Source organism: Serratia sp. 1D1416 (genome assembly GCF_003641105.1).
Lineage (GTDB): Bacteria > Pseudomonadota > Gammaproteobacteria > Enterobacterales > Enterobacteriaceae > Serratia > Serratia ficaria.
The window spans coordinates 2,358,001-2,370,976 of sequence record NZ_CP032738.1 but is presented as its reverse complement, the minus strand read 5'-3'; the positions used below and the strand labels follow the sequence as shown (position 1 = coordinate 2,370,976).

Below are 12,976 nucleotides of genomic sequence, written 5' to 3'. Positions count from 1 at the left end.
CGCCGCTCAGGGAGCCAGCATCAGGACTTTGAACTGGCTGGGCACCGCGCGCATCCCCAGGGTATTGGTTGAATTCTGCAGGCTGACGCTGGTCAGGCGCGTCGCCGGCGTGCCCTTCACCAGCACGGTAAAGGCGCCGGTGAGATGGCGTGACGGCCCCATCACCGTGCCCGAGGCCACCCCCGTGGCGACGCCCGGGTTATCCCCGTTGGTCAGCGGCGTCACCGTGGCCATGTTATGCGCGGGCATGCCCATAAACAGAATATTCAGCGCATTCGGCACCGCCGTTGGCCCAAGCGCGATATCCGGATAGGGTATCGGGGTTGGCGTCGGCATCGGCGTCAGGCAAACATCGGGAAACGCCAAATCCATGCCCATCAGTTGACAGTTGGCAAACATCGCGGCCTCCTCAGCCCATATGGATCTGTTCGGCGTCCACTTTCGTAATCGCCTTCGACGTGATAACGGTATTTTGCGCATGCAGGCGGGCATAGTCTTCCGCCTTCATATCCAGCTGGCCGGCGCGGACCTGTTCAGTCTGGCGCGTGGTGCGCAACAGGTTGTGGCTCACCTGAGTGATGGTCTGCCACACCGACTCCGCCTGTTTGCCCACAATGCGCGACAGGCTCACCCAGGCGGAAAGCTTGTCGCCGCTGTACTGCATTTCGCCGATGTGGCAATCGCCCTGGCCGGCGCTGACGCGCAGGGCTGCACTGCTGAGGCTGAGTTCGCCGTCGCTGCGAATGTGCAGGTCCCCCGGCACGCTCAACTCCGCCGCTTCCGGGTTGGCGCGCTCCAGCACCGCCAGCAGCCATACCTGATGATCGACGCCGGCGATCAACACGCGATCGCCCGGCTGCGGCGCGATAACGCAGCTGGCGGCGCGTTGACAATGCCAGCCGCGCCCTTCGCTCTCCACGCTCAGGCTGCCGTTGGCAAAGCAGTGAGTGACAATCCCTGCGCTCTGTAACGGCGGCGCCGCGCTCTGCGTCAACTGGTGATGGATATTGTTCATCTTCTCTCTCCTTAACGGCGACTCTGATGCTGAATGCTCCAGGCCTCGGCGGCCAGCAGCTCTTCATCGTATTCAAGGATGCCCCGACGGTCGGAAAACTGGGCGCCCTCCTGCTGCGCCCGGTGGAACCGGGTGCGGGAAAATGTAGCGCTGCGGAAATCGGCCCGGCGCAGGTCGGCGCCGGAAAAGTCGCTGTAGGTCAGGTCGCTCATGGCAAAGCTGCCGCCCGCCGCCCTCACCTGCTGCAAAATGCTCTGGAACAGGCGGCTGCGGCTAAAATCAGCCTGCTCTAACGTGGCGCCGATAAACAATGCCTGATCGAACAGGCTGCCCTGGCAGCTGGCGCCGGTGAGGTCCGCGCTCATAAACAGCGCCTGGCTGGCGTTGACCTTGCGCAGCTGGGCTTTTTTCAGCGAAGCGCCCTTGAAATTGCACTGCGTCAGCTGCGCCCCGTTGAAGTTCACCTCATCAAGCTGGTTGTCGGTGAACTGACAGCCGCTGAAGCGCTGCTGGGCATAGTTCTTGCCGCGCTGATCGCAGTTAAAAAACACCGCCCGGTCGAATTGGCTGCGCTCCAACCGGGTGGCGCGCAGATCGATATTGAAAAAGGTGGTCAGCAGGCAGCTGCACTGATCCAGCAGCGCCGCATCCAACGGGCACTCAAAGAAGGTGGTGCGTTCCAGCGTGGACTGGCTGAAGCGGCTGCCCTGCAGCGGGCTGCGCATGAATTGCGTGGCGTCGAGCTTGCTGCGGGAAAAATCGCCGTCGCCAAGCTCGCACCGATTAAAGATGCACTGCGCCATCAGGCTGTCGCCGGCGCCGATCGCCGACATGTCGCAGTCGTTGAACACGCTCTGCTGCAGCTGCGCGCCGCTCAGGGTCGCGCCCTGCAGTTGGCACTCATTGAACACCGTTTCATGCAGATTGGCCGCCCGCAGGTTCGCGCCGTTCAACGACACCTCCTGAAAGATGCCGCCGGAGAGGTCGCACCCTTGCAGATCGAGGCCGTCGAGATCGCACCCGGCGATCATCTCGCCGCTTTTGATTTTCTGCTGCAGCTGCGCCGCGCGCGGGGCCGTCATACCAGATCTCCATCGCGTTTCGGCAGCGTTTTCACCCGCTGGGTGAAGGCGTTATCCAGCCGCGTCTGCGTATTGGTGAAGGATTGCGACAGATCGGCGCGGAACAGGTTGGCGTGGCTAAAATCGGCGCCGCCAAGCAGGGACTTCTGCATCAGCGCGCCCATCAGGTTGGCGCCGGTCAAATTGGCCTGCCGAAAATCGGTGCGCACAAACAGGCTGCCGACCAGATTGGCGCGGGTGAAGTTCGCCCGCTGGCAGTCGGCTTCGCTGAGGTCGCTGTTTTCCAGCTTCGCCAAGGTAAAATTCGCGCCGCTCAATAACGCCTGCCGCAGGTTGCTCTCTTTTAACGTCGCCTCGCTAAAATCCGCACCGCTCAGGTCGCTGCCCATCACGGCGGCGCAGGTCAGCAGCGTGGCGCCGTTAAACCGAGCCTGCGGCAGCCGGCTTTCCACCCAATTGCAGCTCTCCAGCCGCGCGCCGTTGAAGATTGCGGCGGGCAATTCACACTGATTGAATACCGTTTTATGCAGCCGGGCCGCGCTGAAGTCGAGCCGCGGCAACGTCAACTCCATGAAGATGCAGCCTTCCAGCTCCGCGCCCTGGAACCGGCAGTGGCTAATGCCCACCTGCCGCAACAACAGCGTTTTCAACGTGGCGCTGCTGAAATCGCACGCGTCGAACAGCGCGTCTTCCAGCTGGGTTTCGGTCAGGTTGGCGCCGCTGAAATCGCTCTGCCGGCACTGCGCCAGCGCCAGGCTGGCTTTGGTCAGGTTGCACTCGCGCAGCGAAGCGTCGCGCAAATCGGCGCGCGCCAGCACCGCCTCGCTGAAGTCGGCGCCGTCCAGCCGGCAGCCGCGGAGATCGGCGTTTTCCAACAACGTTTTACGGAAGTTGGCGCCGCTAAAATCCATGCCGGAGAGATCCGCGCCGGTGAAATCCAGCTCGCTGAAATCGCCCCCCTTCGCCATCGCGCTCGCGGCGCGCTGGCGAATGATCTGCGCGATATCGCCGGTCATGCGTATCGCCGGCGGCTGGTGCTGAACCGCCATCAGATACAGGTTATGCAGCGACTCGCGGCTTTGCGCCAGCTTCTTGGCCGTCATGCCGTCCGCGTGCCGATGCAACATCTCCTGCATGCGATGCATCGACTCCGGCCCGCGCGGGCGAGAGTCTGCCATGGCGCCCTGTCGGGCTTCCACTTCGGCCCGACGCGCTTCGGCCTGCGCCTGCATCTCTTCGGCCTGACGCTCCATTCGCTCGATAAACTCCGGCAGCTCGTCCAGGCTCGGCATGCTCTGCGGGAGCGTGCCCGCCAGCAGGTCATCAACGTCCGTGCCGTTTTCTTCAAGCCGCGCGCGATGCTGCTCGCGCAGTTGATCGACCCGATTTTGCATATTGTTGCGCATCGGGCTTTCGTTATGCTGAATGTCGCTGTCAATCCAGGGGCCGATAGCCTCTTCCGGCACCAGATCCTTTTCCCGGAAGGCGAACAGCGCCCCTTTCTCTTTATCCAGGCGCTGCGCCAGCACTTTCCGATAATGGTTAACCGAGCGCCCGGCGCCGTTTTTTTCCAACGCCGGCATCAGCTGCAGCACGTCCGCCGCATCATCTTCATTGATGCGGCAATGGCCCTGCCAAATCAGCATCATCTGTTCCAGATGCGGGAAAAACCAGACGGTGGTGGCGCGCAGCGCTATCTCCTCAAACAGCGTCTCGTCGCCGCGTTGACGATTGATAAAGCAGCGCGCCCGCCACGGCGGCAGCTTGCCCGTCTGCAGCGGTTTCTCCGGGTGCATGTTCCAGATGCGCCACTCGGCTTCGGGCGGCAGCGAATCCTGTTCGGGCCACCATTGATCCGGGCTGGCGGCATTGAATACGCGCCAGTCGGCGTCGCGGGCAAGGCCGGGAAAGTCGTTCTTCAGCCAGTCGGCATCGTAGGCTTTGCCCATGCGTTTAAAGCGGCGCGGCCAGGCGATGTCCAGCGGTCCGAAGCTCGCCGGATCCGGCTGTTGGCGCGGGGAGGCGATGCGCGCCTGCGGCGCTTCTATATTCGGCAGGCGGCGATATGCCACGCCGTCATGCTGTTCTTCAAGGGTGCCGATGCCGTGCGGGTTCTCTTCGTGGCCCGGGCCGCCAAAAGCGCGGCTCCAGTCAAGGCGCATCGCCTCGAAATTACGTGGGGGGGTAGGATGAGAACCGGACCAGAAGCGATCGCCGAAGGCCAACAGGGTTTTGCCGAGCTGCTCCACCTCGATGCGCACCGCGCAGGCGTTTTTTTCGCTCTGGTGGCGCGTATATGCATTGCCCGTCGCCAGGAACTCCGCCCGCGCTTTGGGCACCGCCAGATCAATCACGCCGCCGCTGGTTTGCAGCTCCGCCGCGGCCAGCTGCCACAGCTCAACTTCCGGGCGCAGCTGCGGAGAGGCGCCCATATCCAGCAGCGCTATCACCGAAACGCCAAGATGGTTCTTACCCTGCAAGCGTAAAGGTCGATTCAATACGCTCAGACGCAGGGGCTTGATAAGCTTCATGTAATGCGTCCTTTGGCAAACCGTTGATAAGTACATGACTGTGTGCATAAACATACTTTCTGCTGTGTGTTTTTCAGCAATATGCCTATAAAAAAATCAATCAGTTACAACAGTATCGCCGGCGCGCACCGCGCATCCATTTAGCCTGTTTAATCACAACCAACCGAATGAATTGACACAATCCTCTATGTATTCAACCAAGTATGCATGCGCTTAATGAAGCTTTGATGATTCGCCCAATCCGCTGCGCCTGGCCTAAAAACGGGATTTTGATGTGTAGCCATGGTTGGTATTCTATCCGCCCCGTTACGTTTCTCTGCTCCGCGCTACCGAACAAGATCTGCCCGTCGGATCGCCCTGAGCCGGTGAAACATATCAATTGCCCTAACCTTTCCTTGTATAAAAATCATTCGTCAGTGAGACTACAAGAGAAATAAAATGGTTACCAGCAGAAATTAAAGCGGCGCCGCCCCGAGCTTTCTCCCCAATTCGTCTCTGTGATCCGCATCACCTTCAGCGCTGGCCGATGGGCTTTCCGCCGGGTTGTATTACGCTTCCTTCTGGTTGCCCCCCGGGCAGAATTGCGGCGCGCATCGCGTGCCTGGCGAATACTGAAAAAATCGGACGCATCGCTCGCCGCCGATCTGATAACCTCGGCAGAACGTTTTCCTGATGATGACGCTTGCGGACTCGGCATCACTGAACGCCGCCACCGCAACCGACGGATGAATCGCTGCGGTTGTCGGTGATAAGATACGGTTTTCTGTCTGAATTGAATCGGTGGAGCGCCTGTTGAGGGCCATCGGCCGATTGAGCGCATTTTCATGCATTCGCCCACAGGCGGGCCACCCTAAGCGGATCCCTTTTGCAGGGGGCCGGCGGGGCCGCCTGAGTACACAAAAGACTTATAGAACGAGTAAAATCAATATGAAAGAGTCTATTGACAAGGATTTCACCAGCCACACGCCGATGATGCAGCAGTACCTGCGCCTCAAGGCGCAGCACCCCGAAATCCTGCTGTTTTACCGCATGGGCGACTTCTACGAGCTGTTTTATGACGACGCCAAACGCGCGTCCCAACTGCTGGATATCTCGTTGACCAAGCGCGGCGCCTCGGCGGGTGAACCGATACCGATGGCCGGCGTGCCCCATCATGCGGTGGAAAACTACCTGGCCAAGCTGGTGCAGCTCGGCGAATCCGTCGCCCTCTGCGAACAGATCGGCGATCCGGCCACCAGCAAGGGGCCGGTCGAACGCAAGGTGGTGCGCATCGTCACCCCCGGCACCATTACCGATGAAGCGCTGCTGCAGGAGCGCCAGGACAATCTGCTGGCGGCGATCTGGCAGGATGCGCGCGGCTTCGGCTACGCCACGCTGGACGTCAGCTCCGGCCGCTTCCGCGTCGCCGAGCCGCAGGATGTTGAAACCATGGCCGCCGAGCTGCAGCGCACCAACCCGGCCGAACTGCTCTATCCGGAAACCTTCGAACAGATGGCGCTGATCGAACAGCGCCACGGCCTGCGCCGCCGGCCGCTGTGGGAGTTTGAGCTCGAGACCGCGCGCCAGCAGCTCAACCTGCAGTTCGGCACCCGCGATCTGACCGGGTTCGGCGTAGAGCAATCGCATCAGGCGCTGCGCGCCGCCGGCTGCCTGCTGCAGTACGTCAAGGATACCCAACGCACCTCGCTGCCGCATATTCGCGGCATCACCATGGAACGGCAGCAGGACGGCATCATCATGGACGCCGCCACCCGCCGCAACCTGGAACTCACCCAAAGCCTGTCCGGCGGCAGTGAAAATACCCTGGCGGCGATCCTCGACCGCACCGTAACGCCGATGGGCAGCCGCATGCTGAAACGCTGGCTGCACATGCCGACCCGCGATATCAAGGTGCTGAACGATCGCCAGCAGGCGATAGGCGCGCTGCAGGATCTGTATGGCGACCTGCAGCCTTCGCTGCGCCAGGTGGGCGATCAGGAACGCATTCTGGCGCGCCTGGCGTTGCGCACCGCTCGCCCGCGCGATCTGGCGCGCATGCGCCACGCCTTCCAGCAGTTGCCGGACATAAGGCAGCTGCTGCAAAACGTGCAAACGCCGCACGTGCAGCATTTGCTGTCTCAGGTCGGCCAATTTGACGAGCTGCTGGATCTGCTGGAGCGCGCGGTGGTCGAAGCCCCGCCGGTGCTGGTACGTGACGGCGGCGTCATCGCCCCAGGCTACAACAGCGAGCTGGACGAATGGCGCGCGCTGGCGGACGGCGCCAGCGACTATCTGGATCGGCTGGAAATCCGCGAACGCGAAAAGCTGGGGCTGGATACCCTGAAGGTCGGCTTCAACGGCGTGCACGGCTACTATATTCAGGTCAGCCGCGGCCAGAGCCATCTGGTGCCGATTCACTACGTTCGCCGCCAAACGCTGAAAAACGCCGAGCGTTATATTATTCCCGAGCTGAAAGAGTATGAAGACAAGGTTCTGACCTCCAAAGGCAAAGCGCTGGCGATCGAAAAAGGCCTGTACGACGAGCTGTTTGATCTGCTGCTGCCGCACCTGGCGGAGCTGCAGCAAAGCGCCGCCGCCCTGGCCGAACTGGACGTGCTGGCCAACCTGGCCGAGCGCGCCGACACCCTGAATTACGCCTGTCCGACCATGAGCGAGCAGCCGGGCATCCGCATCGCCGAAGGCCGCCACCCGGTGGTGGAACAGGTGCTGAGCGAACCCTTCATCTCCAACCCGCTGTCGCTGTCGCCGCAGCGCCGCATGCTGATCATCACCGGCCCAAACATGGGCGGCAAGAGCACCTATATGCGCCAAACGGCCTTGATTGTGCTGATGGCGCACATCGGCAGCTACGTGCCGGCCGCCAAGGCCAGCATCGGCCCGGTAGACCGCATCTTTACCCGCGTCGGCGCGGCGGACGACCTGGCCTCCGGCCGCTCCACCTTTATGGTGGAAATGACCGAGACCGCCAATATCCTGCACAACGCCACCGAGCACAGCCTGGTGTTGATGGACGAAATCGGCCGCGGCACCTCCACCTACGACGGTTTGTCGCTGGCCTGGGCCTGCGCTGAAAACCTGGCCAGCCGCATCAAGGCCATGACGCTGTTCGCCACCCACTACTTCGAGCTGACCACCCTGCCGGAGAAAATGGAAGGCGTGGTCAACGTGCATCTGGATGCGTTGGAGCACGGCGACACCATCGCCTTTATGCACAGCGTCCAGGACGGCGCGGCGAGCAAAAGCTATGGCCTGGCGGTCGCCGCGCTGGCCGGCGTGCCGCGCGACGTGATCAAACGCGCGCGCCAAAAGCTGCGGGAATTGGAGTCGCTCTCCAATCACACCGCCGCCGGCACCGTCGACGCGACCCAGATGACGCTGCTGAATGAGGAAACTTCACCGGCGGTAGAAGCGCTGGAGACGCTGGATCCGGACTCCCTGTCGCCGCGTCAGGCGCTGGAATGGATCTATCGGCTGAAGAACATGCTGTAGCGGGCCGTGAATGTCAGGCATAAAAAAACGGTGAGCAATGCTCACCGTTTTTATTTGATGCGGTCAAATCGCCGACGTTACTCGCGGAACAGCGCCTCGATGCTCAGGCCCTGCATCTGCAGAATTTCGCGCAGGCGGCGCAAACCTTCTACCTGAATCTGACGGACGCGTTCACGCGTCAGGCCTATCTCCCGGCCCACGTCTTCCAACGTCGCCGCTTCGTAGCCCAACAGGCCGAAACGGCGCGCCAACACTTCACGCTGCTTGGCGTTCAGTTCAAACAGCCACTTGACGATGCTTTGTTTCATATCATCGTCTTGCGTGGTGTCTTCAGGCCCGTTGTCTTTCTCGTCGGCCAGAATATCCAGCAGCGCTTTCTCAGAATCGCCGCCCAGCGGGGTGTCGACCGAGGTAATGCGCTCATTCAGGCGCAACATGCGGCTGACGTCATCAACCGGCTTGTCGAGTTGCTCGGCAATCTCTTCAGCGCTCGGTTCATGATCCAGTTTGTGAGAAAGCTCGCGCGCGGTGCGCAGATAGACATTCAGTTCTTTGACGATATGGATCGGCAATCGAATGGTACGGGTTTGATTCATAATCGCCCGTTCAATCGTCTGGCGGATCCACCAGGTTGCGTAGGTGGAGAAACGGAAACCGCGTTCCGGGTCAAACTTTTCCACTGCGCGGATCAGGCCGAGGTTGCCCTCTTCAATCAGATCCAGCAGCGCCAGGCCGCGGTTGCTGTAGCGGCGGGCGATTTTCACCACCAGCCGCAGGTTGCTTTCGATCATGCGGCGGCGGGACGGCACGTCACCGCGCAGAGCACGCCGCGCAAAATAGACTTCTTCTTCTGCGGTAAGCAGGGGCGAATAACCGATCTCACCCAGATAGAGCTGCGTCGCATCCAATACGCGTTGGGTAACGCCTTGAGACAACAGCTCTTCTTCCGCTAAATCATTCTCGCTGGTCTCTTCTTCTACCAGCGCTTTTTCGTCGAACGACTCAGCTTCAGTTCCATTCTCGTCGAAGTCCGCATCATCATGTAACTCGTTAACTTTCAGCGTATTTTGGCTCATAAGCTGCTCCTACCCGTGATACCGCGAGCAGAATACAGCGTATTCTGCCCAATCTATCGCTGCGGAAGATAACGCAGCGGGTTTACGGATTTCCCCTTGTAACGAATTTCAAAATGCAAACGTACTGAACTGGTTCCGGTGCTACCCATGGTGGCTATTTTTTGACCCGCCTTCACTTCTTGTTGTTCCCGGACCAGCATTGTGTCGTTGTGAGCGTAGGCGCTCAGGTAATCATCATTGTGTTTGATGATGATTAGATTACCGTAACCCCGTAAGGCGTTGCCTGCATACACTACGCGGCCATCGGCGGTAGCGAAGATAGACTGCCCACGGGAACCGGCGATATCGACCCCCTTGTTCCCACCTTCTGATGAGGAAAAGTTATCGATAATCTTGCCGTCAGTCGGCCATCTCCAGGCACTTACCGGAGCGCTGTTGCTGACGGTGCTGCTCACTGGCGGAGCCGCTGCCGGGGCGGTAACAGGCGCTGCCGCGGTCCCAACCGCTGCGGTTCCTGCTGCAGGTAACATCTTACCTACATTCTGTTTACCCGAATTATCAGAATACGCGTTAGTTGATGGAGAATCAACCGTTGCCGTTTGTATCTGGGTGCTGGACGGCGGCTGAGGAACGCCCCCTTTGGTGGCGTCGGTTGCCGCCAGCATGCCGCCGTTTCCATTGGCAGACCCATTACCAAGTTGAATGCTTTGGCCAACATTCAGGCTGTAAGGCTCGGGAATATTGTTGCGCTGCGCCAGATCGCGGAAATCATTGCCGGTGATCCAGGCGATGTAAAACAGCGTGTCGCCGCGTTTTACCGTATAGGTGTTGCCGTTATAGCTCCCTTTGGGGATCGACTCGTAACTGCGGTTGTAGACGATGCGGCCCTCAGGGCTGCCCTGCTGCGCGCCGGCATTGCCGGATGCAGCGGCCCCACCGCCACCGCCCACGCTACTGATAGGGGCTGATGTCGACGCATCATTCGTACAACCCGCCAACCACAAACTTACCATCGTACACACCGCAACCCGGCGTAAAGTAATCATTGGGCTTCCCGTGCTCATGCTTCCCCCATGACAGCAATATCAGCGATATATCCAAAATTCCCTTTACATCGTAGCTGAGCTTTTACCGCTCTCTCAGTTTCCGCGATGAAAAGGCGCCCCCGGCCGATCCCTGAACGCCAGGTAATCTCCCGCCGGAGCATCAAAACAGCGCGCCAATGCTAACCACATTAGCGCTGCCGCACCATAAGACAACTACGCAGAAAGGCAATTGTATTGAAAATTAGTCTTATTGAAACAATAAAACCTTATCCAGACGTTATGAAAGTGCAACAGATTTCACGGCCGGCTGAAAAATCAGACAATCGCTAGGCCAGTTCGCCTTTCACCAGCGGCACAAAACGCACCGCCTCGACGGCGTCGATGGCGAACTCATGGCCATGGCGCTGGATGCGTTTGAGAGTTTGGGCCTGTTCGCCCACCGGCAACACCAGTATGCCGCCGTCGTCCAACTGCTCCATCAGCGCCTGCGGAATTTCCGGCGGCGCGGCGGTGACGATAATCGCATCGAACGGACCGCGCGACGCCCAACCCTGCCAGCCATCGCCGTGACGAGTGGAAACGTTATGCAGATCGAGCTGTTTCAGCCGGCGTTTGGCCTGCCATTGCAGGCCCTTGATGCGTTCGACGGAGCAAACGTGCTGAACCAGGTGCGCCAGAATGGCGGTTTGATAGCCGGAGCCGGTGCCGATCTCCAACACCCTTGAGGTAGGCGTCAGGTTCAACAGCTCGGTCATGCGCGCCACCATATAAGGCTGGGAAATGGTTTGGCCCGAGCCAATTGGCAGCGCGGTGTTTTCATAGGCCTTGTGATCGAGCGCCTCGTCAACAAAGCGCTCGCGCGGCACCGCCTCGATCGCCTGCAGCAATCGCTCGTCCCGGATCCCCTGCTGACGCAGCTGCGTCAGCAATGTTTGCATGCGCTTGTTCACCATTCCCCGCTAACCTCTGCTTTGGTTAACCACGTTTGTACCACTTCCTGGGCGGCGTAGGCGGTCAAATCCACCTGCAGCGGCGTGATCGCCACATAGCCCTGCTCCACCGCCGCAAAGTCAGTATCCGGCCCGGCATCAAACTTATCACCCGGCGGCCCGATCCAATAGAGATTTTGCCCGCGCGGATCCTGCTGACAAAAAACCTTGTCGGCCGGATGCCGGCTGCCGCAGCGGGTCACCCGCAGGCCCTTGATCTGATCCAGCGGTAAATCCGGCACGTTGATATTCAGGATTTTTCCGGTGCGCAGCGGTTCGCGCTGCAACGCTCGCAGTATGCGGCAGGTAACCACGGCCGCGGTCGCGTAGTGCTGGTGGCCGTTCAGCGACACCGCCAGCGCGGGCAGGCCAAGGTGGCGGCCCTCCATGGCGGCCGCCACGGTGCCGGAATAGATCACGTCATCGCCAAGGTTCGGCCCGGCGTTGATGCCGGCCACCACGATATCCGGCGCCGGGCGCATCAGCGCGTTGACGCCCAGATATACGCAGTCGGTCGGCGTTCCCTGCTGCACCGCAATGTCGCCGTTGGCCAGCGTCAGGGTGCGCAGCGGCGACTCCAGCGTCAGCGCATTGGAGGAGCCGCTGCGATTGCGATCCGGCGCCACCACTTGCACCTCGGCAAACTCCCGCAGCGCCGCCGCCAGCACCTGAATGCCCGGGGCGGTAACGCCGTCATCGTTACTCAGCAATATCCGCATCACTGTTATCCTGCTGCATGATTTCGCGAACGACGCTGGTGGCGAAGCTGCCTGCCGGCAACCAGAAGCGCAGTTCAACGGTGACATCATCCCACCAGTTCCACAGCATATTTTGCGGCTGCAACAGCAGGGCCCGACGAGCGGGTTCAACGCGCTCGCGCTTTAAAAGCGTAAGCAATTCCGGCTGCTCCGCCAAGCATTGTTGTTCAAATTTCAACGCTTCCCCGGCGGTGCCCGGTTCGCCGTCCCCCGGCAACGGGGCGGTGACGTTCAGCTCGCCGGCATCCAGGCGCAGCTGCAACCCGTCCAGTTCTTCCGCCTTGGCGACGAACCAGCTGCCGCGGCCGCTGAGCTGCAGGGCATCGCCCTCCAGCACGGTGCGCTGCAGGCCGTCGGCCAAACGCCGGCTGGCCGTCTGATTGAACAACGCGCTGCGGCTGGCGGAGAGGTAGAAGCTGCGCTTGCTGCGCTCCTTGACGCGGATCTCGTCATTCGCCCAGCGGCGAGCCATCACCAGGTTATTGCCGCCGCGGCCGAAACGCTGGCTGCCGAAGTAGTTAGGCACGCCGTTGGCGGCGATCGCCTGCAAGCGCCGCTCAACGTCATCGCGGTCGGAGATCTGGCGCAGCACCAGGGTAAAGGCATTGCCCTTCAGCGTGCCGATGCGCATTTTGCGCAGGTGGCGGGCACAGGACAGTACCTCGCAGCCTTCCAGCGCAAACTGTGAGAAATCAGGCGTTTCCTTGCCCGGCAGGTGCAGGCAGAACCACTGTTCGGTCACCGCGTGGCGATCTTTCAGCCCCGCATAGCTGACGGAACGGGCATGGATGCCGGCGAAGCGCGCCAGATAATCGGCCACGAACTGGGTGTTGCAGCCGTTTTTGCGGATGTTCACCAGCACGTGTTCGCCTTCGCCGTCCGGCGCAAAGCCCAGGTCTTCCACCACCACGAAGTCTTCCGGATCCGCTTTCAGCACCCCGGTACTCTGCGGCCGGCCGTGCAGCCAGGTCAGGTTAGCCATATCCATGC

At 60.8% G+C, this 12,976-nt stretch carries 11 protein-coding genes; 1 reads left to right on the top strand and 10 read right to left on the bottom strand.

The window, feature by feature from the left end; all coding sequences use genetic code 11:
* Positions 1–6: 6 nt before the first annotated feature.
* The 5 genes from D7I37_RS11145 to D7I37_RS11125 form a co-directional block, all read right to left on the bottom strand.
* Positions 7–399, bottom strand: coding sequence for a DUF4150 domain-containing protein (locus tag D7I37_RS11145; protein WP_061795039.1), 393 nt, complete (start codon positions 397–399; stop codon positions 7–9).
* Positions 400–409: 10 nt separating this feature from the next.
* Entirely contained in the window at positions 410–1,015 is a 606-nt protein-coding gene (locus D7I37_RS11140; RefSeq protein ID WP_129543683.1) for a DUF3540 domain-containing protein, read from the bottom strand.
* Positions 1,016–1,026: 11 nt separating this feature from the next.
* Entirely contained in the window at positions 1,027–2,097 is a 1,071-nt protein-coding gene (locus D7I37_RS11135) for a pentapeptide repeat-containing protein (RefSeq protein WP_061795037.1), read from the bottom strand.
* On the bottom strand, positions 2,094–4,628 hold the full coding sequence (locus tag D7I37_RS11130; protein WP_061795036.1) for a DUF2169 domain-containing protein: 2,535 nt from the start codon (positions 4,626–4,628) through the stop codon (positions 2,094–2,096). The genes D7I37_RS11135 and D7I37_RS11130 overlap by 4 nt, the downstream gene beginning before the upstream one ends.
* 548 nt (positions 4,629–5,176) lie before the next feature.
* Positions 5,177–5,458, bottom strand: coding sequence for a hypothetical protein (locus D7I37_RS11125; RefSeq protein WP_129543682.1), 282 nt, complete (start codon positions 5,456–5,458; stop codon positions 5,177–5,179).
* A 97-nt stretch (positions 5,459–5,555) separates the two neighbouring features.
* Here D7I37_RS11125 and mutS point away from each other — a divergent pair, with 97 nt between their 5' ends.
* A complete protein-coding gene (gene mutS, locus D7I37_RS11120) occupies positions 5,556–8,117 on the top strand; it encodes a DNA mismatch repair protein MutS (protein ID WP_129543681.1) in 2,562 nt (853 codons plus the stop codon).
* 77 nt (positions 8,118–8,194) lie between these two features.
* Here the strand turns inward: mutS and rpoS are convergent, their stop codons facing one another.
* The 5 genes from rpoS to truD form a co-directional block, all read right to left on the bottom strand.
* Complete coding sequence (gene rpoS / locus D7I37_RS11115; RefSeq protein WP_061795034.1) at positions 8,195–9,193, bottom strand: RNA polymerase sigma factor RpoS; 999 nt, start codon at positions 9,191–9,193, stop codon at positions 8,195–8,197.
* Positions 9,194–9,246: 53 nt separating this feature from the next.
* On the bottom strand, positions 9,247–10,239 hold the full coding sequence (gene nlpD, locus D7I37_RS11110) for a murein hydrolase activator NlpD (protein WP_061795033.1): 993 nt from the start codon (positions 10,237–10,239) through the stop codon (positions 9,247–9,249).
* 326 nt (positions 10,240–10,565) lie between these two features.
* Complete coding sequence (locus D7I37_RS11105; RefSeq protein WP_061795032.1) at positions 10,566–11,192, bottom strand: protein-L-isoaspartate(D-aspartate) O-methyltransferase; 627 nt, start codon at positions 11,190–11,192, stop codon at positions 10,566–10,568.
* Positions 11,186–11,947 carry a 5'/3'-nucleotidase SurE gene (gene surE, locus D7I37_RS11100; protein WP_061795031.1) on the bottom strand — a complete coding sequence of 254 codons (762 nt, stop codon included), beginning with the start codon at positions 11,945–11,947 and terminating at the stop codon, positions 11,186–11,188. The genes D7I37_RS11105 and surE overlap by 7 nt, the downstream gene beginning before the upstream one ends.
* Entirely contained in the window at positions 11,928–12,974 is a 1,047-nt protein-coding gene (gene truD, locus D7I37_RS11095) for a tRNA pseudouridine(13) synthase TruD (protein ID WP_095095795.1), read from the bottom strand. The genes surE and truD overlap by 20 nt, the downstream gene beginning before the upstream one ends.
* Between the last annotated feature and the right edge of the window lie 2 nt (positions 12,975–12,976).